The following is a 21,681-nucleotide window of genomic DNA, read 5'->3' as shown; positions in this document are numbered from 1 at the left end:
GTGGTCACGGGTTGCCTCCGGCCAGTTCGGTGACGGCGTCGATGAGCTGGCGGCCGTCGAGCAACGACGCGTCGTTGTGGTCCGCGCCCTCGACCACGACAACCCGTACCGGTCCCGCCGCGCTGTCGGCGACAGCCCTGCTCTGCGCCGGTGGGACGACTGAGTCGGCCGTCCCGTAGACGACGAGCGTCGGGGCCGTGACCCCGCCGATGTGGTCCCGCACCGGGAACCGGTCGCGCGCGAGCAGCCGTACCGGAAGGAACGGGTAGTGCTCCCGGCCCGCCGCCGGCAGGTCGATGAACGGTGACCGCAGGATCAGGCCGGCCGGCGGATGCCGGGTCGCGAGAGCCGTCACCACCGCCGCGCCCAGGCTCTCGCCGAAGTAGAGCAACCGCTCGGTCCGGGCGGCGAGGTAGGCCCGGGCCGCGTCGACGTCCTGGGCCAGGCCCTCCTCGGTCGGGCTGCCGGGATTGCCGCCGTAGCCGCGGTAGTCGACGAGCAGCACGGTGAGGCCGCGGTCGGCCAGCGCCGCGGCGAGCGGCACGCGGGCGAGCCGGTTCCCGGCATTGCCGGGAGCCACCAGCACGCCCACCTGCCGGTCCGTCGTCCCCGGCGGGGGCCGGACCAGCCAGGCGGCCAGGTCCAACCCGTCACCGGTACGCAGGGAGACGTCCTGCCCGCCGGCGAGCACCTGGGCCGCGGGCGGCGGCGCGGACCGGTCCGGGAAGTAGATCAGGCGCCGCTGCAGCAGCCACGCCGATGCGATGAGCAGGGCCAGGAGCAGCAGCACGACGAGTGCCGCGCGGATCACAACCGACATCCTGACCACCGTTCCATTGTCGCCAGGCACCATGGGGTCCGTGGATATCCGGGGACCCGCACGTTACCTCTGGTGGCTCGCTGGACAACTGAAAGGCCGGGTTCTGCTCGGCGCCATGTTCGGCTCGCTCTGGTTCGCCAGCCTCGCGTTCACGCCCTTCCTGCTGTCCCAGGCCATCGACCGTGGTCTCGGTCCGCGCCGGCCCGGCACCCTGCTCGCCTGGACGGCGGCGGTGCTGCTGGTCGGCCTGACCAGTGCCGGGCTGGGCATCATGCGGCACCGGTCCATGACCAAGCTGCGGCTGGCCGCCGCCCTGCGGACCGCCGATGCGGTGCTGACCCATGCGACCCGGCTCGGCGCCGCCCTGCCCCGCCGGGTCACCTCCGGCGAGGTGGTCACCATCGGGATCGCCGACGTGTGGACGATCGGGCGGGCGATGAACGTCGGCGGCGTCGGAGTGGCCAGCGTGCTCGCGTACGCGGTGGTGGCGGTCCTGTTGTTCCGCACGTCGCCGCTGCTGGCGGTTGTCGTGCTGGCCGGCGTGCCGGTCCTCGCCCTGGCCGTGGGGCCGCTGCTGGTCCGGGTGCAGGCGGCCGGGGCCCGGTACCGGCGGCGGCAGGGCGCGCTGGCCGCCCAGCTCGTCGACGTGCTCACCGGGCTGCGCATCCTCAACGGCCTCGGCGGCAAGGAGGGCCACCTGGCGCGGTACCGGAGCAGCTCCGCCGGCCTGCGCGACCTCGGTTACCGGGTGGGCCGGGCGAGCAGCTGGGTCGGCGCGTTCGGGGAAGGCCTGCCCGGGGTCTTCCTGGCCGTGGTGGTCTGGCTGGCGGCGCGGGAGGCGGCTGCGGGTGAGCTCACGGCCGGCGAGCTGATCGCGGTGTACGGCTACACGGCCATGCTGGTCATCCCGGTCAACGTCATGATCTTCTGCGGCTTCGACATCACCCGCGGGCTGGTCGCCGCCCGGCACGTGGTCACGTATCTGCGCCTGCCACCGGACGACACCACCGGCCGGCCCGCCCCGGACCGGCCCGCCGTCCTGCACGATCCGGTGTCCGGGGTGTCGGCCGAGCCGGGCCGGCTGACCGCGCTCGCGGCGGACCGGCCGGCCGACGCGGCCGCGGTGCTGGAGCGGCTGGGCCGCTACGGCCCGACCGACGCGACCTGGGGCGGCGTCCGGCTCGACAGCATCGCGCGCGACGAGGTGCGCGCACGGATCCTCCTCGCCGAGCACGAGGCCGACCTGTTCGCCGATCCGCTGCGCGACGTGGTCGCCGGCCGCGAAACCCCGAAGCAGGAACGCTTCCGGGCATCGATCGAGGCCGCGGCGGCCCGTGACGTCGGCGAGCCGGACCACCCCGTCGAGTGGGGCGGCCGCAACCTCTCCGGCGGCCAGCGTCAGCGCGTACGGCTGGCCCGGGCGCTCTACCAGCAGCCGGAGATGCTGCTGGCCGCCGACCCGACCTCCGCGGTGGATGCGCACACCGAGGCGGCGATCGCCGAACGGCTCCGGGCCGCCCGGGCGGGTCGCGGCACGGTCCTCGCGACCACCTCGCCGGCGCTGCTGGACCGGGCCGACGTCGTGCACTACCTGGTCGACGGCCGGGTGGCGGCCAGCGGGTCGCACCGGGAACTGCTGCACTCCGCGCCCGGCTACGTCCGGCTGGTCGCCCGGGTCTTCGGGGAGGAACAAGCGTGAGCGTCGCACTGCCGATCGCGGACCAGCAGCTGGTCACGCGGGCGGCCCGGCGGCTGCTGGCCGCCGACCGCCGCACCGTCGGGCTGATGCTCGTCCTCAACGCCCTGGCCGCGCTGGCCGGCCTGGGCGGTCCGTGGCTGCTCGGCCGGATCATCGACACGGTCACCGCCGGGTCCGGCGCCGGTCAGGTCGACCGGCTGGCCCTGGCCGTGCTGGCCTGCGCGGTCGCGCAGATGCTGCTCTCCCGGTACGCGCTCACGGCCGGCTACCGCTTCGGCGAACGCACCGCCGCCCGGGTCCGCGAGGAGTTCCTGCAACGGTCCCTGGACCTGCCGCCCGCGGTGGTCGAACGGGTACCGGCCGGCGACCTGACCGCCCGCGGTACGACCGATGTGGACGCCGTCGCCACGACCCTGCGGGACTCGCTGCCGCAGGTGTTCATCGCCGTCGTGCAGTTGCTGCTGATCGTCACCGCGGTGGTGGTGGTCAGCCCGCCGCTCGGGGTGGCGGGGCTGCTGGGGTTCTCCGGCATCTGGTTCGTGACCCGGTGGTATCTGCGCCGGGCCCGGGACGCGTACCTGCGCGAGGGCGCGGCCAACTCGGTGATGGCCGACGAGCTCGCCGCCACGACGACCGGCGCCCGCACGATCGAGGCCTTCGACCTGCGCGAGCGCCGGCTGGCCAAGGGACACGCGGCGATCGCCGAGACCCGGCGCACCCGGCTGGCCACGCTGGGCCTGCGGACGGTGTTCTTCCCGGTGGTGGAGATGTCGTACGTGGTGCCGGTCGTTCTGGTGCTCCTGATCGGCGGCCCGCTGTACTTCGCCGGCTCGGTCACCCTGGGCACGGTCGCCGCGGCGGTGCTGTACCTGCGTCAGCTCGTCGGGCCGATCGACAGCATCACGCTCTGGATCGAGCAACTGCAGAGCAGCGCGGCGTCGTTCGCCCGCGTCGAAGGACTCGCCGCGGTGCCCGCGGACCGGACCCGGGTGATCCGGGCGCCGGACGGCGATCGGATCGAGGTACGGGCGGTGCGCTACGCGTACGAGTCCGGCCAGGACGTCCTGCACGACGTGGACCTGACCGTACGGCCGGGGGAGCGGCTCGCGATCGTCGGCCTCTCCGGCGCCGGCAAGTCGACCCTGGCCCGCCTGATCGCCGGCGTGGACCGCCCGGACGCCGGATCGGTGACCGTGGGCGGCGTGCCCATCGCCGACCTGCCCCCGGACGAGCTGCGCCGGCAGGTGGTGCTGGTGACGCAGGAACACCACGTCTTCCGCGAGTCCCTGCGGCAGAACCTGATGGTGCCGGCCCCGGACGACGTGCTCCGCCGGGCGCTGAAGACGGTTGGCGCCGACTGGGCCGACGACCTCGACCGCGACCTCGGCGAGGACCCGCCCAGCGGCGGCCAGGCCCAGCAGCTCGCCCTGGCCCGGGTGGTGCTGGCCGACCCGCACACCGTGATCCTGGACGAGGCGACCGCCCTGCTGGATCCGACGGCGGCCCGCAGCGCGGAACGGGCCCTGGCGGCGGTGCTGCACGACCGTACGGTCATCGCGATCGCCCACCGCCTGGAGACGTCGCACGACGCGGACCGGGTGGCGGTCATGGACGGCGGCCGGATCATCGAGCTGGGCAGCCACGACGAGCTCCTCGAGGCCGGCGGCCCGTACGCGTCCCTGTGGCGCACCTGGCACGGCACCTGACCGGTAAGAAAGCCGCGGCGGCTGACGCGAACGAGGCATGACCATGACTGATGCCGTCCGCACTGTCCGGCACGGCGACCGCTGGCGGCTGCTGACGCCGGACGGCCGCCCTTTCCTGTCGATCGGGGTCGTCCACGCCGACGACACCAACCTGCGCTACCCGCACAATGCCGGCATCCATCGGGACCGCTACGGCGGGTCGCGCCGGCGCTGGCTGCACGAGGGGCTGGTGCCGGAGCTGCGGGCGTGGGGTTTCAACACCATCGGCTGGACCGCCGAGTACGTCAGCGGCTCGGGCCTGGCCACCGAGGGCCGCGCGGTCGACCTGGGCCACTCCGAGGGCCTGCCGCCGGATCTGCTGGCCGAGGCCGGGATCCCGTACACGTTGTCGATGCGGGTCGCGGAGATCGAGCACTGGAACGGGGTGCCCGCCTACCGCGACCCGCGTGGACCGGCCTTCGCCGAGTGGTGCGACCACCTCGCGCGTACGCTCTGCCGGCCGGACGACCCGCACTTGCTCGGTTACTTTCTCGTCGACGTACCCGCCTGGGGAGCGCATCCCACCGGCGCCGGCTATCCGGCCGAGGACCTCGGAACGATCGCCGAGGCCTACTACCGGGTGGCCACCGAGGCGATCCGGCGCCATGACCCGCACCACCTGATCCTGGGAGACCGGTACGGGCTGCGCGCCGGCGTCCCGGCGGCGGTGCTCGACGCGATGGCGCCGCACGTCGACGTGCTGTCGGTGCAGCTCTTCCCCGGACCGGGCCCGGAACGGCTGGAGGCGGCGCTGTCCACCATCGACGGCTGGCACGCGCGCACCGGCCGCCCGGTCCTGATCGCCGACACCGGCAACTGGTGTCCCACGGTGCTCAGCCCGGGCCGTACCGGCTGGGCCCGCGACCAGCGCGAACGGGGCGACGGATATCGCGTCACCGCCGAGGCGCTGGTCGCGCGGCCGTGGTGCCTGGGCTGGCACTGGTGCAGCTGGGTGGAGAATCCGCAACGCGGCTTCGGGCTCAAGGATCCGTGGGACGAGCCGTACGCCGACCTCGTGGCGGCGGTCACGGAGACCAACCACCGGCTGCCGGCCGGTCAGTAGGCGGCGATGCCCTCGGAGTTCGCCCCGCCCGGGACGGTCACCGAACCGGTCGACGTGAGCTTGCCGTCGCGCCCGACCGTGAACGCCTGCACTGCGTCGGTGCCGCCGCCGGTCTGGGCGTACAGCACCTTGCCGTCGGACGACGCGGCCGTGTCGATCGTGCCGGCGCCCGCGGTGCTCGTGGTGCCGAGATTCTGCAGCGTCCCGTCGGCCCGGGTGCGGAAGGCGGTGATCGTGGCGCTGCCCGCGTTGGACAGGTAGAACGTGCCGTTCACGCCGATCACCCAGCAGGTGGCCTGGCCGCCGGTGGGCGTGGCGGCCCGCGGGATCAACCGTCCGTCGCGGCGCTGGTCGAAGGTGGCTGCCGCGTTCGGGCCGGCCTGGGCGACCACGACGTGCCCGAACCGGTCGAAGGCCAGCGCGAACGGGGCCGTACCGGGCTGGGCGTTGCGGACCGGGTGCGGGGCCGGGGCGCCGAGGGCGTCCACGCCGTACACCAGGATCTCGTCGGTGTTGCCCTTGGTGGTGACCAGCAGGCGCCGGCCGTCCGGGCTGAAGGCCACCTGGCCGGGGGAGTGGGTGAACTCCGGCGCGGCCGCCGGGTCGAGCCCGAGCGCGCGATGCCAGGCCGGCACCCGCACCAGCCGGGAGCCGATCCGGCGGAAGCCCTGGACCGAGCCGCCGTCGCGAGCGTTGAGCACGTAGACCAGGTCGCCGTGGACGGCCACGCCGACCGGGAAGGCGCCGCCGCTGCCGATCACCTGGAGCCGCGTGAGCCGGGTGCCGTGCACGCCGAAGACGGTGATCGTGTCGCTGCCGGCGTTGACCGCGTACAGCAGGTGCCGGCGGGCATCGAGGGTGAGCGAGCCCTGTGAGGCGAGCGGGTCGGCGACCGCGCCCGCCTCGATGCCGCCGCGGCCCCCGGTCGCGAACGTGCCGGCCGGGTGCAGCTGCCGGTCGTACGCCACGATCGTGTTGCCGTCCAGGCCGTTGGCCTGCACGAAGACCGCGCCGGACGGACGGTGACCGGTCGCGGCGGCCGCCGGGCCGGCGGCGGTGGCGGTCACGGCGGCGACCACGCCGGCGATCGCAGCGGCGCGAGTGGTGTGCCTCATCGGGAGGCTCCCTTCAAGGGTGACTTTCGGACGCCCTGTTGGCGTCCGGCACCGCCGGGAGCCTTACGTCGCGTAAGCGATCGGTAAGAACCTTCACTCCGCGATCAGCGCGAGCAGACCCTCGAAGTCCGTCGAGCACGGCCCGCACGCCCGCAGGTGGGCGGCGACCCCCGGATAGCGGCGCGCGGCCTCCGCCGGATCGGCGACATGCAGCTCCGCGTACGCGTGCAGAACCGCCATGGCCCCGCCGCAACCGACGTCCCGGGGATCGGTGCGCAGGAACGCGTCCAGATCGATGTGAGCGCTCATGCGTCCTCCCGGAGATGTCCCTTGGCCACGAGCGCGGCCCGCAACTTGCGCCGCGCGTCGAACAGGGCCTTGTAGATGGCATTGCGATTGGTGTGCAGCTCGACACACAGGCTGTCCAACGGGACGCCGTTCAGCACGATCGCCGTGAAGATGTGCCGCTGGTGGCCGGTCAGCTCCTGCTCCACCGCGTGCCGCAGGGCTTCCAGCAGCTCACGCCACTCGGCCTCGCGCTCGGGCGAGAAGCCGAACCGGGCGGGCAACCTCTCCCAGTCGGACTCCTGCAGCGCCACGGCCGGCTGCCGCTTCCAGAAGTGCCGGCCGATCTTGGCGGACACCTCGAAGACCACGAACTTGTAGGCCCAGGTGGTGAAGCGGCTGTCGCCCCGGAAATCCGCCAGCTTCCCGAGGACGGCGAGCATCGCATCGGCGGCGGCCTGGTGGGCGAGGTCGTCGAGTTCGACCCCGCCGATGGCCACCTGGGCCGACCTGCGGCCGGCCTCGGCCCGGGCGGCCCGCAGCAGCAGCTCGTGCAGCCGCGCGTGGGCGGCGTCCCGGGTGGGACTGTCGGCCCGCAGGTCGGCCAGCCACCGCTCGGACGTGTCGTCGAGATCCACGAGGCCAAGGCTACGACCATCTCCGCACCCGGCCGCGGAGCCGGAAGCGGGGCACCGCGGCCGGCCCGGAGTTGTTAGCGTGCTGCCCATGGCCGATGAGGTGCGTGCCGATCCCGACGCGATCGTCCGGTTGGCGAAGGCCACCCTGGCGGCCGCCGACGCGATGACCGACGGCTGGTCGGCGGCCCAGGGCGGGGTCACGCCGCCGGGTGCCGCGTTCGGCAACGCGCTCGCCGGGCCCGCCTTCGCCGCGTCGGCCGCCGGGGCCGAGGCGGCCATGGACGCCACGTGGCGCCGCATCACCGGTGTCTACGAGGGTGACGTCGACCGGCTCTACCGGGTGGCGTTCGCCTACCAGCAGGCCGACTCCGAGGCCGCCGAACGGCAGCGCCGGGCCGGCGGCGGACGGCAGCCGATCTGATGACGTCTCCGCAGATCCCGCCGCCCGACCCGGTGACCCTCGACAACGTCTGGGAGCTCGAGGCCGACCCCGGCGCTCTGGACCGCGCCGCCGAGCACTGGCGGGGCTTCGCCCGGGCCGCCTCCACCGCACGCGACTCGGTCGACCACGCGGCCGCACCGCTGCGGGGCGAGGCCTGGTCCGGCGACGCCGCGGACACCTACCACGACCACCGGGAGAAGCTCGGCCGCGCCGTGGACGAGGTGGTGGAGGCGGCCGACAGCTTCGGGGTGGCGCTCGGCAACGTCTCGGGCCTGCTCCGGACAGCCCAGAGCGCCCTGGCCGATGCCCTGGCCCGCGCCACGGCAGCCGTGCCGGCCACGGTGACCAGCGTGGGTGTCACGTTCCGGCCGCGCACCGCCGAGGACATCGCGCCGATCAACACGGCCATCACCGAGGCCCAGCGGATCCGCGCCGACCTCGACAGCGACCTCGTCGTGCAGAACGGCAAGCTCGACACCGCCCGCCAGGAGGTGCAGAGCCTGGCCGGCGCGTGGGAGACCATCGCCGCCGGCCGGGACGACGGCTGGACCCTGCCACCCGAGGCCCGCACCACCAGCTGGATCTACGACGGCGAGTCGGTGGTCCTCAACACCGGGCCCGGCAACGACTCCGTCCAGGTGCGGGTCGATCCGCGTACGGGTGAACAGATCGTCACCGTGAACGGCGTCAGCACCACCTTCCCGCCGAACTACCAGCTCACCATCCGGGCCGGGGAGGGCAACGACACCGTGGACGTCGCTCCCGGCACCCGGGTCAAGCTCACGCTGCTCGGCGGCGAGGGCGACGACGTGCTCAAGGGCGGCGACGGCAACGACCGCATCCTGGGCCTCGACGGCCGCGACCACATCGAGGGCCGCGGCGGTGACGACCGCCTCACCACCGGGGCGAGCCGCGATCGGCTGCCCCACGAGACCGGCCCGGAGTGGAACGGCGTCGAGATCGTCGAGCACGTGCACGGCGGAGACGGCAACGACCGCGTCTACGGCGGCCTCGGCCGTGACAACGTGACCGGCGGCGCCGGCGACGACCTGCTGGAGGGCGGCGACAGCGACGACACCCTGGACGGCCAGGACGGCACGGACACCGTCCGCGGCAACGCCGGCACCGACAACCTGTACGGCCGAGGCGGGGCGGACACCCTCGACGGCGGCGACGGGCGCGACTACCTCGACGGCGGCGACGGTGACGATCGCCTGCGCGGCGGTCTGGGTGACGACACCGCGTACGGCATGGGCGGCAACGACTCGGTCGACGGCGGCGCGGGCCAGGACTACCTGGAGGGCGGGGTCGGCAACGACGAGCTGACCGGCGGGGCGGGCAACGACATGATCTCCGGTGGCCGCGGCGACGACGTCCTGCGCGGGGGCACCGGCGACGACAAGTTCTACTCCGGTTGGGGCCGCGACACGGTCGTCGCGGGAGCGGGCAACGACCAGGTGTTCGGCCAGAACGACGACACCGTCAGCGGGGCCGAGCGGGTGGTCAACGTCGAGGTCTCCGACGACGTCGACTTCATCAAGGTGACCGGCTCGCCGGACTTCGTGGCCCGGGTCGAGGCCGACCTGGACCTGCTGCGGGCCTCACCGACCGGTCAGCAGATGCTGGCCAACCTGCAGAAGGCCAGCGACGACAGCGCCAACTGGTTCTACGACGGCAACGGCCTGACGATCTCCGAGCTGACCGAGGAGAACGGCAAGGCGCCGTGGCCGGACGACAACCTGCTGTTCGGCGAGAAGTGGGCCATCGAATACAACCCGTCGTTCGACACCGTGCACAACAGCCCGCCGGTGACCGTCCTCTACCACGAGATGGCTCACGTCTACGACTACGCCAACGACACCCTGGACGAGGACACGTACCAGGGCCCGGCCAACCAGGGCGTCCCCAACTACGAACGGGTGGCGGCGGGCCTGCCCATCGACCACGACGACGACCCGTCCACCCCGGAGCAGATCGACCCCGACCACCCGCTGCAGTTCACGGAGAACGGCCTCCGCGAGGAACTGGGCGCGCCCCGGCGGCCGTCGTACTGACATGCGCCTCCGCTCTCGCGTCGCCTCTGCCGTGCTCGCCGCTGCCGTCCTGCTGGGCGCGGCCGCCTGCACCGAGGAAGCTCCCACGCTGCCCGACCGCCCCGGCCCGGAGGTGGCGGCCACCCTGACCGCGACCTTCGCCCGTACGCCGACGGCGCTGACCTGGACGTACACGCTGCGCAACGATGAGCCGGCCGAGATCGCCGTCTTCAACGGCAGCTCCGCCGACACGGACGGCGGTGTGTCCAACTCGCCCGGGGCCTGGGTCGTGCCCCGTGACGAGGACACGATCGAGGTGTCGCAGCGGCTCTTCGCGCAGCCGCCGAAGGTGGGGCTGGCCCGGCCGTACACCCAGTTCGGGACGGTGCTTCCGGCCGGGGCTGAGCTGACCGGGTCGGTCACGGTGCGGCTGCCGCTCAAGGTCGCTCATCCGTACGGTTTCGCCTTCAAGCCCGCGTTGCAGCTCCCGAAAGAGGCCACGAAGGTCGTCTTCTGCGTGGGCGTGGCGCGGGCGAAGGACATTCCGCCGACGCCGTTCGAGACGTCCGCCGGCCCGCAGCCATCTCTCTACGCCTCACCCGACGGCCCGGCGCCGGCGGGGGCCCGCAAGGCCCGGTACGTGCACGCGGGCGGCGACCGTCAGCACCTGGCCTGCGCACCACCCGAAGATCTGCCCTGACCGATGCTCCGCCGCGGTGTATCGCCCTGAGTGACAATGATCGATGTGCTGTGCTGCCTGGCCCCCGTCGTCCTGCCCGGTGGGCTGGCCATCGCAGCCCGGAAGTTGACGCACAAGCCCTCCGTTGCGAGCGCCCTGCTGCTGCGGCAGCACACCGCGTACGGCGAGCTGGCGGTACTGGAGGAAGGCATCCGACTGAGCCGGCGCGCGGTAGCTGACGCGCGGCCCGGCTCTCCCGAGATCGGCGTTCTCCAGGTACGACTGGCCAATGCCCTCACCGCGTTGTTCCTGAGGACCCGGGAGGACGCTCTGATCGACGAGGCCACCGAGCTGACGCGTGGCGTTGTCGCCGCATGTCCACCCGGCGATCCGAAGCGGGCGGACCTTCTCGGCGCGTGGGGCACGATGTTGTGGGCGGCGGCCGAACACGGCGGCCGGCCGGACCTGGCCGACGAGGCGGTCCCGGCCTTGCGCGAGGCGTCCGCACTGGGCGGGGAGCTGCACGAGCTCTGTGCCGCTCTGGTGACGTCGTTCACCGTGCACCAGCGGCCGGCGGATCTCGCCGCAGCGATCCGAGTGGGCCGGGAAGCCGTCGCACGCTCGCCCGGGTCCCACCCCGAGCGCGGGATGGCCCAGTTTCATCTGGGCCGGGCCCTGGCGGCGCGATACGACCATGACGATGACCGCGTCAACCGTTCCATCAAGGTGGTGGATCTGGCCTCGACGGCGGCGGAGGCCGCGATCCTGGCCGGCACGCCCGCCCGGGCCTTGGAACTGATGGAGCAGGTACGGAGCGTCGCCATGGGCAGGGAGCTCGTCCGGCGCGACGATCGCGCCGGGACGATCGGGAAGCTCGGCGAACAAGCCACCCGGGGGCCGATCGTCTGCGTCGTCGCCCATCGCGACCACGGCAGCGCGCTGATTCTCACCGGCGGTCCCGGCGAGCCCGTCGTCGTGGACCTGCCGCTGTTCACCCGGGAGGCGGTCGACCGGCGGGTCACGGCCCTGCAACAGGCCCAGCAGGTCGCCACGGAGCCGGGCGCGGTCGCCGGCCGGCGGCAGGCTCAGCGCGACGTCCTGGCGATCCTCGCGTGGCTGTGGGACGCCGCGGCGGCACCGGTCCTCGACGCCTCGGCCACACCGGTCTGCCGAGCGGCGGTCAGCCGTGGCCGCGGATCTGGTGGTGCCCGGTCGGCCTTTCTGCGCTGCTGCCGCTGCACGCCGCGGGCCACCATGCCGACGGCGGGCCGGACACCGTGCTGGACCGGGTGGTCTCCTCCTATACAGCCACGATCCGTGCGCTCGCTCACTCCGATCGCGCCCGGTCCCGGCCCCGTCAAGCGGCGTCCGTCCTGGTCGTGTCCGTCCCCGACGCCCCGGGCGCCCCGCCGCTGCCCGGGGCCGCTGCCGAAGCCCGCGTGCTGGAAAGACTGCTGCCGGCCGCGACGATCCTGCGCTCACCCGGCCACGCCACCGTCATCGAGGCCCTGCCGCAGCACGAGATCACGCATTTCGCCTGCCACGGAGTCGCCGACCTGCTCACTTCCACCGAGAACCGCCTACTGCTGCACGACCACCGGGAACGGCCGCTGACAGTGACCGCCATCAGCGGCCTGCGTCTCGACCACGGCGAACTGGCCTACCTGTCCGCGTGCAGCGTCACCCACACCACGGCGTTCCATGCCGATGAGACGGCGCACCTGACGGCCGCCTTCCAGCTCGCCGGATATCGGGCCGTGGTCGGCACCCTGTGGCCGGTCAACGACCGCGCCGCCGCGATGATCACCGAGGACTTCTACCGCGGCCTCCTCGGGCCGGGCACCTCCGACCCGGATCCCACCCTCGCGGCGACGGCCCTGCATCACGCCGTTCGGGCCCACCGCGCCCGTCATCCCGCCTTGCCGACGCAATGGGCCGCTCACGTCCACCATGGCCGGTGATGCGGCCCATGATCCGGGGAGGGTGTGGCTGCGCACCACCGCCGGCAGACCTGCCCTGACGGATGCTCAGCGGCGGTGCCGGTGGGCGCTCAGCCCGTCGAGGATCAGGGCCAGCATGGGTTGCGTCCGGTCCGGTGCGGCTCGCCAGAGGGCGCCGGTCAGCTGGAGGAAATCGCCGGGCTCGGCGTCGGCGCGGATCGAGCCGTCGGTCTTGCCCGCGTCGAGCAGCTGGGTGATGGCCGCGATGACCGGGCCGTAGCTCTGCTCGGAGATCGTCTTGTGGGCGATCGGGCTGAGCGCGTCGCCGAGGCCGTGCTTCTGGCGCATGGCGTCGACCAGGTCGGTGGTCCAGCGCCGCAGTGCCTCCGGTGGCGCCAGCGTGGTCAGCAGGTCCGGCACCGAGCCGGTGAGGCGGTCGACCTCGTCCTGGTAGATGGCCAGGACCAGCGCCTCACGGGACGGGTAGTTGCGGTAGAGAGTGCCCGGGCCCACCCCGGCCAGCTGGGCGATCTGGTTCATCGAGGTGTCACCGTCCTCGGCGAAGGCCTGGCGGGCGGCCGCCAGGATGCGGGCTCTGTTCGCGCGAGCGTCGGAACGGACCATGCCACCCTCTTGGCTAAATGGAGAGGTCTCCGGTACGGTAGTGGAGACCTCTCCGCAACGATAGAGGAGCAGCATGCGCTTCATCAAGCTCGGCACCACCGGCCTGGATGTCTCGCCGATCGCCATCGGCGCGATGACCTACGGCGACCCCGGCCGCGGCCACCCGGTGTGGTCGCTGGACGAGGAGACCAGCCGGCCGCTGATCAAGCACGCCCTGGACGCGGGCATCAACTTCTTCGACACCGCCAACCTCTACTCGTACGGATCCAGCGAGGAGATCCTGGGCCGCGCGCTCCACGACTTCGCCGATCGGGACCAGGTGGTGATCGCCACCAAGCTGCGCCACCCGATGCGGCCGGGACCCAACAGCGGCGGTCTCTCGCGCAAGGCGATCATGACCGAGGTCGAGCACAGCCTGCGGCGGCTCGGCACCGACTACATCGACCTCTACCAGATTCACCGCAACGACCGGGCGACCCCGTGGGAGGAGACCCTCGAGGCCCTCGACGACCTGGTCAGGGCGGGCAAGGTCCGCTACCTCGGGGCGTCGTCGATGCACGCCTGGGAGTTCGCCAAAGCCCTGAATCTGCAGAAGCAGCACGGCTGGGCCCGGTTCGTCACGATGCAGGACCACTACAACCTGCTGGCCCGTGAGGAGGAACGCGAGATGATCCCGCTCTGCCTCGACGAGGGCGTCGGCACGATCGTCTGGAGCCCGCTGGCCCGCGGCCGGCTGGCCCGGGCCTGGGACGACGCCAAGGCCACGGCCCGCGCGGAAACCGACGGCTCGTACGCCGACCTGCTCTACACGCCGGCGCAGGAAGCCGCGAACAAGGCCGTCATCGACGCGGTCGGGGCGATCGCCGCGGAGCGCCGGGTCGGCCGGGCCCAGGTGGCGCTGGCCTGGCTGCACCACCAGCCCGTGGTCACCGCACCGCTGGTCGGCGCCAACACGACCGCCCAGATCGACGAAGCGGTCGCGTCGCTGGACATCGAGCTGACCGATGCGGAGCTCGCCGCGCTGGAGCAGCCCTACACGCCCCGGCACGACTTCCAGGGCATCTCGGACGAGGCCGAGATGCGCAAGCTCAGGGCCCGCATCCCCGGCTACGTCAACGCCTAGGGGCTGAGGACGCCGTGCCCATTCCGGTGGACGGCGTGACGGCGATATCGCGCCGCAGCTCCGGACGCCGTCATCCCAAGCCGCGTGAGGTCATGCACCAGGACCTAGCCCGCTCCTGATCAACGAGATCGTCACGCGAGAAAGGCCGAGAAATGGCTGAAGTTCTGGTGACCGGCGGATCCGGATACCTCGGCAGCTGGTGCGCCCTGGCCCTGCTCAGCGCCGGGTTCTCGGTCCGCACGACGGTGCGTGACCTGGCGCGCGAGCCGCAGGCGCGCGCGGTTGCGCAACGGCGGCGTGGACGCCGGAGACAACCTCCGGGTCCTGCGCGCCGATCTGCGGGACGACGCGGGCTGGCACGAGGCGGCGGCCGGCTGCCAGGCGGTGCTGCACGTCGCGTCGCCCACCTTGACCCAGGTGCCGCGCACCGACGACGAGATGGTGCGCCCGGCCATCGACGGCACGCTGCGGGTGCTGCGCGCGGCTCGCGACGCGGGCGTCCGGCGCGTGGTCCTGACCTCCGCGATCGGCGCGATCGCCTACGGTCACCCGCCGCGCGACACCCCGTTCACCGAACGGGACTGGACGAACGTGGACGCCGACATCGCCCCGTACCAGCGGTCCAAGACGCTCGCCGAACGAGCGGCCTGGGATTTCGTGGCCGGGGAGGGCAGCGGGCTCGAGTTGTCCACGGTCAACCCGACCGGGGTGCTCGGCCCGGTGCTGAGCGCGGACTATTCGCCGTCGCTGATCGCGGTCGCCCGCATGCTCGACGGATCGATGCCGGCCCTGCTGCCGTTCGCCACCGGCTACGTCGACGTACGCGACGTGGCTGCCCTGCACCTGCTCGCGATGACCGAGCCGGCCGCCGCGGGCGAACGGTTCATCGCGACCGCCGGGCCCAGTCTGTGGCTGCGTGATGTTGCGGCGGTGCTCCGCGACCGGCTCGGCGAGCGGGCGGCCAAGGTGCCCACCCGGGAGATGCCGTTGTGGGTGGCCCGGGCGCTGGCCCGCATCAACCCTCAGGTCCGCTCGCTGCGTGCGGCGCTGGGCCGCGATCTGAACGCCACCGCTGAGAAGGCTGAGCGGCTGCTCGGCTGGAAGCCCCGGCCGATCGAGGACACCATCGCTGAGACGGGCGAGAGTCTGCTCGCTCTGGCGAAGTAGGCAACGGCCGCCGGCTGCGCGGGCACCCTGTTCCCGCCGCCCCGATCGCCGGGCCCTGCGCCCGTTCGCGGCGGGCAACCGGGGCGGCCGGCGCTGACCCGAGGTCATCCGGGCTGGATGAGGCGCGCCGACGGGACGCGCCCCACAGTGACCTACACGCGTACCTCAGCGCGTCGATCGAGTAGCCGCCCGGATTGCGTCGGAGAAGAGGGCAGGGCCGCATGGGAAAGCTCATGAGCAGGATGGCGAAGGCCGCGAAGTCGCCGAAGGCGAAGGAACTCGAGAAGGAGATGATCCGCAAGGCCAAGGACCCGAAGACGCAGGCGAAGCTGTCCAAGGGTTTCCGGAAGCTGAGGTCCAGGCACTGAGCCGGTTGGCGGCACGCGCCGGTGCGGCACCCTCAGGGGGTGCCGCACCGGCCGCACGCGGACGCGCCATCGGCGCCCGGTCACTTCTTCTTGTTCTTCTTGCCCTTCTTGTCTTTCTTCGACTTCTTCGCCATGGCGTGGCCTCCCTTCAACCTGTCATCGACCGCCGGCCGGTACCCACGTGGCGGCCGTGCATCGAACGATGAGGGATATCTCGTTGGCGTCCCTCATCCCTGATGGATGACAAGCGTCGAGCAAGGGTCGTCCCGGCACGCGCTTCAGCGGAGTCAATGCGTTTCCGGTCGGTAGCAGAACGGATCGACGCTTGAGAAAGCCGTCGCCGCGACCGATGGGCGACGCATGGTCCAGAAGATTCTTCGTGGTGTGGTCGGCTCGGTCGTGGCCGCGGTCGTGGCGGTCGTTTCCGTGCCGGCGGCTTCGGCGACCCCCGGACAGGAACTGACGGTCGGCATGGTCACCGGGTCGGCGGCGCCGTACGTCGACACGTCGCGAGGGCCGGCCCAGCGGGGCGCCGGGGTCACGCAGAAGACGCTGGAGCTGGCCTGGGACGCGTACCAGCCGGCCAACGGGCAGTGGTCCGCGACCTATGCGGCGGCGAAGCGGGCCGAGCTGGCGACCTACCGGGCTCAGGGGTTCGCGGTGGTGGCGGACCCGGGGATCCACTACACCCCGAAATGGGTCTTCGGGCTCGGCCAGCACACGCGGTTCGTCGACCAGTACGGGAACGCGTACGCGTCCCAGGAGCCCGGTAAGGACGTCCCCGACGTCGTGTTCGACCCGGCGGTGCGGGCGGCTCTGGGGACGTACCTCAAGAAGGTTGTCGAAGACCTGGGGGCGGGCAGCCTGGCCGGGATCCGGGTCGGCGGCGGGTGGTACGGGGAGCTGCACTACCCGATCTCCGGGGCCAACTCGCTCTGGGGCTACAGCGGGAACGCGCTGAAGAGCAACCCGGTGCCGGGGTGGATCCCGAACCCGGTGGTGAACGGGACCTTCGAGGCCGGAACCGCCGGATGGACGTTCGCGGCGGGCGACAAAGTGGCCCACGCCCTGCAGAAGACGAGCAGCGTGACCAGTCAGAACGTGCGGGTCGTGGCCGGGCGGCAGTACACGCTCACCGCCCGGGTGAAGTCGGCGAACCGGGTCGCGCCCTGTGTGCGGATCGCCGGAACCACCGGCACCTGCGCGAAGATCAGCGCGGCCGGGGTCTGGACGACGGTGCGATCGACGTTCGTGGCGCGCAGTGCGACACAGACGGTTCAGTTGCTGGGCGCGGCGCCGGGCACGTTCTGGTACGACGACGTCACCATCACCTCGGGGACCAGCGCGGCCGATTTCACCCACGGCAAGGCGCGGGCCTTCTGGAACTGGTACCGCAACGCGCTGACCGGTTACCAGAACTGGCAGATCACCACCTACCGCGCGGCGGGTTTCCGGGGCATGTTGTACGTGCTCTACCCGTCGTACGGGGTCCGGACGCGAGCGAAGACGGATCAGGCCGCCGAGGCGATCAGCTTCGACCTCTCGGCGACCAGCACGGCGTCGCTGGGCCAGGACATCAGCCAGGGCACCGACTGGGCGGCCCAGGTGGCGGCCTACCCCGCCGGTGACGTGAGCATCACGCCGTACACGACCTGGATCGACGGCCCCACCGCCTATCCGGGCGACGATGAGGGCGGGTGGAGCCCGGCGCGGGAGTTGTCCGCCATCGCCCGCGCGAACGGGCGTCCGGTCGCCGGGGAGAACACCGCCGGCGCGGACAGCGCCACAGTGCGAGCGGCATTCGCCGCCGCGGCAGGCTACGGCTACAGCGCGGTCTTCTGGTTCAACGAGGAAAAGTTCGCTTCCTAGGGTCTGTCCTGCCGGCCGCGGGCGAGAAGCCACAAGGCTGCCGACAGTGCGTAGAGGCAGCCGGCGGTGGCCCAGGCCGTACGGGTGATGTCCGCGGCCATCGGCGCCAGCACCGTCGCCGTCAGCAGCACGCCGGCGCCGAGCAGCGACAACACCAGTCGGTAGCGGTCGGTGGCCTGGCACCACGTGGCGAGCAAGGTGAGCAGGCCGGCGGCGAAGCCGGCCAGCGCGACGGGCAGCAGCAGGTGGTGATGGACGCCGTAGGACGCCGGGAAGATCAGGCGCGCGATGCCGGGCGGGAACAAGCCGATGATGAGGGTGAGAGCGCCCGCGGCGATCAGATAGGTCCGCAACGATCGCCGGAACAGCGTCCAGGCGCGCCGGGTGTCGGCTTCTCGCGACAGGCGGGGAAACACCGCGATCGCGACGGCGCCCGCCAGGAAGACCGGTGTCCGGCCGATCACCTGCATCGCCTGGTAGCCGGCCACGGCAGTCGTGTTGCCCACCGTCAGCCCCAGCACGATGACGTCCGTGGCCTGCAGCAGCGCGACCGCGCCCTGGACGGAACCGATTCCGGCGGCGTGGCGCCACAGGTCCCGGCCGAGCGCTGCCTGCAGGGTCGGCCGGCTCAGCTCCGCCCGCACGAGCCAGAGCCCGTACAGCGCGCAGCCGACCGCGGCGACCGCGAATCCGGCGATGCCCGCCACCGCCGAACGGGTGACGTACGCCAGGACCAGGCCGGTGGCCACCTTGACGGTGACTTCGAGCAGGCGGAAGACGACCAGCCGGCCGAAGCGCTGCTCACCCTGCAGCTGCCCGGCCGCCACGCTCGAGACGAAGATCGCCACGCCGGCGGTGCCGCTGAGGACCAGCAGCGCCGGGTCGGTGTAGCGCAGTTGGAGCAGGGCGATGACGGCGGCAGCGAGCATGCCGCCGGACACCGACGCCACCAGGGCGAAGCTGACAGCTCGGCGTCGTCGCGCTGAGCGCGCGGTGCTGTTGGAGACCTCCCTGGCCACGACCCAGGGAATCGTGGCGGCGGCGACGGTGCCGGCGATCAGCAGCAGCGAGTTGAGCGAGGCGACCTTGGCGAACTCCGGCGCCGGCAGCAGGCGGATCAGCGCCAGCGAGTAGAGGTAGTTCAGCCCACCGGTGAGCAGGGCGCCGGCCATCAGCAGCGCACCGCCCCCGAGACGCCGGCCCGGCCCGGACGCGGCCGGGGGCAGCGCCCGGGGCTTCGTGCCGCGCCCGTCGATGAGCAGCCGGGTCACCACGAGTCCGGGTCGGCGGTCCGGTAGACCGCGACTTCGCCGTAGGACCGGCCGACGTGCGAGAAGACCTTGGTGGACCGGTGGGTGAACCAGTCGACCCTCGACCGGGAGGCGAAGGAGTAGCCCTGATCGATGATCTTTTCGCAGGTCACGAGGTAGGTGGCGGGTTCGCGGGCCATCCGGTCCGGCTTGTCCAGCCGCACCGCCACCAGGCCGGAGCCCTGCAGCCCGTACTCGGTCAGCTCGTCGGTCCAGGCGACCTTGGTGCCGGCCGGTGCGTGGTCCTTCAACCACTGCACCGCGAGCTGATGCGCGTTGTCCGGGGTGGCCCGCGTTCGCTCCCAGGAGACCGCGTTCAGGCCGAACAGCACCACCAGGGCGGTGGCGACGACCGGCTTGGCCGCCGCGGTGAGGCGCGGGGGCAGCGTGATCTCATGACGCCAGAGGTGCGCGCCGACGACAGCCAGGGCGGCCAGGGCGGGCAGTTCGAGGAAGTAGAGGAAGTGCTCCTCGAACGTGCCGAACAGGCCGTTGTACCCGGTCATCAGTGCGGCCGCCGTCGTGCAGAGGCCCAGGATCCGTTGGGCGGGGTTCGCCGGCCGGACCAGCAGCAGGAGGCCGGCCAGAGTGCCCAGGCCGACCAGGAGATAGCTGCCGCCGTAGAAGGATGCCTGGGACCACAGGACGCCGGCGAGCGACGGGGTGCCCGGCGCGTTGAAACCGGTGACGACGTGCGCGCCGAGCAGCCGCGCGAACCCGGAGGTCTTGGCGCTCCAGAAGGCGCCGCCGTATCCGCCGGCGACCAGGCTCAGCGCGTACGTCAGGTAGGCGGCCACCGGGATCAGTGCGGCGATCAGTGCCTCGGACCGGCGGACAACCGATGAGCGTACGGCGATGACGGCCATCGGGGCGCCGGTGATGAGGAGGGCCATGTCCTTGGTCAGGACGGCCGCCGCGAACAGCGAGCCGACACCGACCGCGACGAGCGTCCGCCGCCTGGTGCGGCCTTCGGCCAGGCGGATCAGCAGCAGGTAGCCGGCCATGACGAAAGCGACCGTGGCGGTCTCGATCAGGACCCGGCCGTTCTGCCGCAGGATGAAGGCGTCCAGCGCGAACAGCGCGGCGGCAACCACCGCCGGGACGAACCCGGCCAGGCGCAGGACGAGCCCGAACAGCAGGAGCGCGGTGGCGACCGCGAACGGCTGCTGCATCAGCCGCATCAGGATCATGTCGTGGTACAGGTCGCCGTCGACCGGCACGACCTCGCGCCACAGCGATTCGAGCAGGAAGAATCCGGGTGGGTGCAGCAGAAACGGCGTGCCGAAGTTCAGCGGCGGAAGATGACCGGCTGCCACCGACGCGCCCATCTGGGTGTAGAACGGCTCGTCGATGAAGGCGTCGTAAGCGGTGCCGAGACCGGTGAAGCGCAGTGCGAACACCGCTGCGGCGAGCGTCGCGACGACCGGCCACAGAAGGTTGCGGGCGACGGGCCGGGGCGCGTCCCGGCGCGTGGTCAGTGCCCATGGCCGGGAAACGAACGAGGTCCGCTCGCGGTCGTACACGGATGGGGCTTTCACGCCAGACTCCGGATCTCGTCGGATGCGGCCGCCCGGCGGAACCGGGATCGGGGGAGAGGCCGGCGCGGGCGGGGCTCGCCTGCGGCCGACAGATAGATACGTTCCTGCTGTGCGGCGAGCTGGTCCCAGTTGAAGCCGCGCGCGAACTCACGGCCGGCCGAGCCGAGCCGGGCGGCCGTCGCCTCGTCCTCCAGGAGTGCGCACAACGCCTCGGCCAGCAGGTCCGGCCGGTCCACCGGCACCCGGCGCCCGGCCGTGCCGGGAACGACCTGGCGCAGGCAGTCGATGTCCGAGGCCACCACCGGCGTGCCGGCGGCGAGCGCCTCGACGGCCACCATCCCGAAGGTCTCGAAGCGCGAGGGAACCGCGACGACGCCGGCGGCGGCGAGCAGATCGTATTTGGCCTGCCCCTCGACGCGGCCGAGCCAGCTGATCCGGGTGTCGACGCCGAGCGCGCGAGCGAGGCGCCGCAGCTCGGCCTCGTCGGGGCCGTCCCCGATCACCGCGAGCGAGCGCCCCGGGAGCGACGGCAGGGCCCGGATCAGGACGTCGAGGCCCTTCTGCGCGGTATCGATCCGGCCCAGGAAAGCGATCGACGGCCGGTCCCGCGGCGCCACGCGCCCGGCATCGGCAGCGAACGCGATCTCCTCGACCCCGTTCGGGACGACGTCGACCCGGGTGTCCGGCCGCCGCGCGGCGAGGGTGCTCGCCAGGTCCGCGGAGACCGCGATGAAATGGCGGTGGGCCCGCACACCCAGGTGCTCGATCAGATGCAGCGGCAACCGGTACTTCCTGGCCATGCGATCGGCGAACAGCCACTGCACCATCGCCACCACCGGCGTGCCGGTGAACCACGGCAGACCGACGGTGCTGATCGGGGCGCCGAAATCCTCGACGATCAGATCGGCGTCGGCGGTCATCGCGCGCCAGGGAAGCCGGGCGAAATAGGCCAGCGCCCTGGCCCGCGTGCGGCCCGAGCCGGCGTGCCGATAGCGGACGCCGTCCTCGACCCGGTCCGCCGCGCCCGGCCAGCCGGCGGCGACGACGGTGATGTCGTGGTTGCGGGCGAGCCGTTTGTTGATCTCGTGGGTCCGGACCGAGCCACCGCCCGCTCCCGGCTGCCGTCTGTCCTCGTACGCGAAATGGATGATCCGGAGGCGCCGCGGTCCGGCCGCCGCCTCGGGTGTGGTGCTCAGCGTCATGCGATGGCGTTTCTTGATCGT

At 72.5% G+C, this 21,681-nt stretch carries 19 protein-coding genes; 11 read left to right on the top strand and 8 right to left on the bottom strand.

Annotated features, from left to right (window positions below; genetic code table 11):
- Positions 1–4: 4 nt before the first annotated feature.
- Positions 5–820 carry an alpha/beta fold hydrolase gene (locus tag AB0C12_RS37245; RefSeq protein ID WP_360555111.1) on the bottom strand — a complete coding sequence of 272 codons (816 nt, stop codon included), beginning with the start codon at positions 818–820 and terminating at the stop codon, positions 5–7.
- A gap of 115 nt (positions 821–935) precedes the next feature.
- Here AB0C12_RS37245 and AB0C12_RS37240 point away from each other — a divergent pair, with 115 nt between their 5' ends.
- From AB0C12_RS37240 to AB0C12_RS37230, 3 genes are read left to right on the top strand one after another with little or no spacing between them, the layout of a single operon-like run.
- On the top strand, positions 936–2,519 hold the full coding sequence (locus AB0C12_RS37240; protein WP_360555110.1) for an ABC transporter ATP-binding protein: 1,584 nt from the start codon (positions 936–938) through the stop codon (positions 2,517–2,519).
- Positions 2,516–4,225 (top strand): ABC transporter ATP-binding protein, encoded by a 1,710-nt coding sequence (locus AB0C12_RS37235; RefSeq protein WP_360555109.1) that lies wholly within the window; start codon positions 2,516–2,518, stop codon positions 4,223–4,225. Before AB0C12_RS37240 ends, AB0C12_RS37235 begins: the two co-directional genes overlap by 4 nt.
- 43 nt (positions 4,226–4,268) lie before the next feature.
- Positions 4,269–5,327: a hypothetical protein gene (locus AB0C12_RS37230; protein ID WP_360555108.1), complete on the top strand. Its 1,059-nt coding sequence runs from the start codon at positions 4,269–4,271 to the stop codon at positions 5,325–5,327.
- On the opposite strand, the gene AB0C12_RS37225 is transcribed toward AB0C12_RS37230, so the two are convergent.
- The 3 genes from AB0C12_RS37225 to AB0C12_RS37215 form a co-directional block, all read right to left on the bottom strand.
- Entirely contained in the window at positions 5,321–6,442 is a 1,122-nt protein-coding gene (locus tag AB0C12_RS37225) for a beta-propeller fold lactonase family protein (RefSeq protein WP_360555106.1), read from the bottom strand. The genes AB0C12_RS37230 and AB0C12_RS37225 overlap by 7 nt on opposite strands.
- 93 nt (positions 6,443–6,535) lie before the next feature.
- Positions 6,536–6,751, bottom strand: a complete 216-nt coding sequence (locus AB0C12_RS37220) for a hypothetical protein (protein WP_360555104.1) — start codon at positions 6,749–6,751, stop codon at positions 6,536–6,538.
- Positions 6,748–7,365, bottom strand: coding sequence for a sigma-70 family RNA polymerase sigma factor (locus AB0C12_RS37215; protein WP_360555103.1), 618 nt, complete (start codon positions 7,363–7,365; stop codon positions 6,748–6,750). Before AB0C12_RS37215 ends, AB0C12_RS37220 begins: the two co-directional genes overlap by 4 nt.
- Positions 7,366–7,453: 88 nt before the next feature.
- On the opposite strand from AB0C12_RS37215, the gene AB0C12_RS37210 reads away from it, so the two are divergent.
- From AB0C12_RS37210 to AB0C12_RS37195, 4 genes are all read left to right on the top strand, one after another.
- Positions 7,454–7,786: a type VII secretion target gene (locus AB0C12_RS37210; RefSeq protein ID WP_360555101.1), complete on the top strand. Its 333-nt coding sequence runs from the start codon at positions 7,454–7,456 to the stop codon at positions 7,784–7,786.
- Positions 7,786–9,861, top strand: a complete 2,076-nt coding sequence (locus AB0C12_RS37205) for a M91 family zinc metallopeptidase (protein ID WP_360555099.1) — start codon at positions 7,786–7,788, stop codon at positions 9,859–9,861. Before AB0C12_RS37210 ends, AB0C12_RS37205 begins: the two co-directional genes overlap by 1 nt.
- Position 9,862: 1 nt before the next feature.
- Positions 9,863–10,540, top strand: coding sequence for a hypothetical protein (locus tag AB0C12_RS37200; protein WP_360555097.1), 678 nt, complete (start codon positions 9,863–9,865; stop codon positions 10,538–10,540).
- A 1,091-nt stretch (positions 10,541–11,631) separates the two neighbouring features.
- Positions 11,632–12,480 (top strand): CHAT domain-containing protein, encoded by an 849-nt coding sequence (locus AB0C12_RS37195; protein ID WP_360555096.1) that lies wholly within the window; start codon positions 11,632–11,634, stop codon positions 12,478–12,480.
- A 66-nt stretch (positions 12,481–12,546) separates the two neighbouring features.
- On the opposite strand, the gene AB0C12_RS37190 is transcribed toward AB0C12_RS37195, so the two are convergent.
- Positions 12,547–13,083, bottom strand: coding sequence for a TetR/AcrR family transcriptional regulator (locus AB0C12_RS37190; RefSeq protein ID WP_360555095.1), 537 nt, complete (start codon positions 13,081–13,083; stop codon positions 12,547–12,549).
- A gap of 73 nt (positions 13,084–13,156) precedes the next feature.
- On the opposite strand from AB0C12_RS37190, the gene AB0C12_RS37185 reads away from it, so the two are divergent.
- From AB0C12_RS37185 to AB0C12_RS37170, 4 genes are all read left to right on the top strand, one after another.
- Positions 13,157–14,206 (top strand): aldo/keto reductase, encoded by a 1,050-nt coding sequence (locus AB0C12_RS37185; protein ID WP_360555094.1) that lies wholly within the window; start codon positions 13,157–13,159, stop codon positions 14,204–14,206.
- 249 nt (positions 14,207–14,455) lie between these two features.
- Positions 14,456–15,373 (top strand): NAD-dependent epimerase/dehydratase family protein, encoded by a 918-nt coding sequence (locus tag AB0C12_RS37180; protein ID WP_360555093.1) that lies wholly within the window; start codon positions 14,456–14,458, stop codon positions 15,371–15,373.
- A gap of 233 nt (positions 15,374–15,606) precedes the next feature.
- Positions 15,607–15,741, top strand: a complete 135-nt coding sequence (locus AB0C12_RS37175; RefSeq protein ID WP_360555091.1) for a hypothetical protein — start codon at positions 15,607–15,609, stop codon at positions 15,739–15,741.
- Positions 15,742–16,101: 360 nt separating this feature from the next.
- Positions 16,102–17,610: a hypothetical protein gene (locus AB0C12_RS37170; RefSeq protein ID WP_360555089.1), complete on the top strand. Its 1,509-nt coding sequence runs from the start codon at positions 16,102–16,104 to the stop codon at positions 17,608–17,610.
- Here the strand turns inward: AB0C12_RS37170 and AB0C12_RS37165 are convergent.
- Genes AB0C12_RS37165 through AB0C12_RS37155 form a run of 3 tightly spaced genes read right to left on the bottom strand, consistent with a single transcriptional unit; the run spans position 17,607 to position 21,660 of the window.
- A complete protein-coding gene (locus AB0C12_RS37165) occupies positions 17,607–18,881 on the bottom strand; it encodes a lipopolysaccharide biosynthesis protein (RefSeq protein WP_360555088.1) in 1,275 nt (424 codons plus the stop codon). The genes AB0C12_RS37170 and AB0C12_RS37165 overlap by 4 nt on opposite strands.
- Positions 18,878–20,458 carry a hypothetical protein gene (locus tag AB0C12_RS37160; protein WP_360555086.1) on the bottom strand — a complete coding sequence of 527 codons (1,581 nt, stop codon included), beginning with the start codon at positions 20,456–20,458 and terminating at the stop codon, positions 18,878–18,880. The genes AB0C12_RS37165 and AB0C12_RS37160 overlap by 4 nt, the downstream gene beginning before the upstream one ends.
- Positions 20,455–21,660: a glycosyltransferase family 4 protein gene (locus tag AB0C12_RS37155; RefSeq protein ID WP_360555085.1), complete on the bottom strand. Its 1,206-nt coding sequence runs from the start codon at positions 21,658–21,660 to the stop codon at positions 20,455–20,457. Before AB0C12_RS37155 ends, AB0C12_RS37160 begins: the two co-directional genes overlap by 4 nt.
- Positions 21,661–21,681 lie beyond the last annotated feature (21 nt).

This window comes from Actinoplanes sp. NPDC048967 (genome assembly GCF_040649415.1).
Taxonomy (GTDB): Bacteria; Actinomycetota; Actinomycetes; order Mycobacteriales; family Micromonosporaceae; genus Actinoplanes.
The sequence above is the reverse complement of the archived record's forward strand: the minus strand, read 5'-3'. Positions and strand labels throughout refer to the sequence as shown.

What these genes read in the sequence shown, in the direction of transcription:
- AB0C12_RS37245 (WP_360555111.1), bottom strand. Translation starts at nt 820, where the DNA reads ATGTCGGTTGTGATCCGCGCGGCACTCGTCGTGCTGCTGCTCCTGGCC.
- AB0C12_RS37240 (WP_360555110.1), top strand. Translation starts at nt 936, where the DNA reads ATGTTCGGCTCGCTCTGGTTCGCCAGCCTCGCGTTCACGCCCTTCCTG.
- AB0C12_RS37230 (WP_360555108.1), top strand. Translation starts at nt 4,269, where the DNA reads ATGACTGATGCCGTCCGCACTGTCCGGCACGGCGACCGCTGGCGGCTG.
- AB0C12_RS37225 (WP_360555106.1), bottom strand. Translation starts at nt 6,442, where the DNA reads ATGAGGCACACCACTCGCGCCGCTGCGATCGCCGGCGTGGTCGCCGCC.
- AB0C12_RS37220 (WP_360555104.1), bottom strand. Translation starts at nt 6,751, where the DNA reads ATGAGCGCTCACATCGATCTGGACGCGTTCCTGCGCACCGATCCCCGG.
- AB0C12_RS37210 (WP_360555101.1), top strand. Translation starts at nt 7,454, where the DNA reads ATGGCCGATGAGGTGCGTGCCGATCCCGACGCGATCGTCCGGTTGGCG.
- AB0C12_RS37205 (WP_360555099.1), top strand. Translation starts at nt 7,786, where the DNA reads ATGACGTCTCCGCAGATCCCGCCGCCCGACCCGGTGACCCTCGACAAC.
- AB0C12_RS37200 (WP_360555097.1), top strand. Translation starts at nt 9,863, where the DNA reads ATGCGCCTCCGCTCTCGCGTCGCCTCTGCCGTGCTCGCCGCTGCCGTC.
- AB0C12_RS37190 (WP_360555095.1), bottom strand. Translation starts at nt 13,083, where the DNA reads ATGGTCCGTTCCGACGCTCGCGCGAACAGAGCCCGCATCCTGGCGGCC.
- AB0C12_RS37185 (WP_360555094.1), top strand. Translation starts at nt 13,157, where the DNA reads ATGCGCTTCATCAAGCTCGGCACCACCGGCCTGGATGTCTCGCCGATC.
- AB0C12_RS37175 (WP_360555091.1), top strand. Translation starts at nt 15,607, where the DNA reads ATGAGCAGGATGGCGAAGGCCGCGAAGTCGCCGAAGGCGAAGGAACTC.
- AB0C12_RS37170 (WP_360555089.1), top strand. Translation starts at nt 16,102, where the DNA reads ATGGTCCAGAAGATTCTTCGTGGTGTGGTCGGCTCGGTCGTGGCCGCG.
- AB0C12_RS37155 (WP_360555085.1), bottom strand. Translation starts at nt 21,660, where the DNA reads ATGACGCTGAGCACCACACCCGAGGCGGCGGCCGGACCGCGGCGCCTC.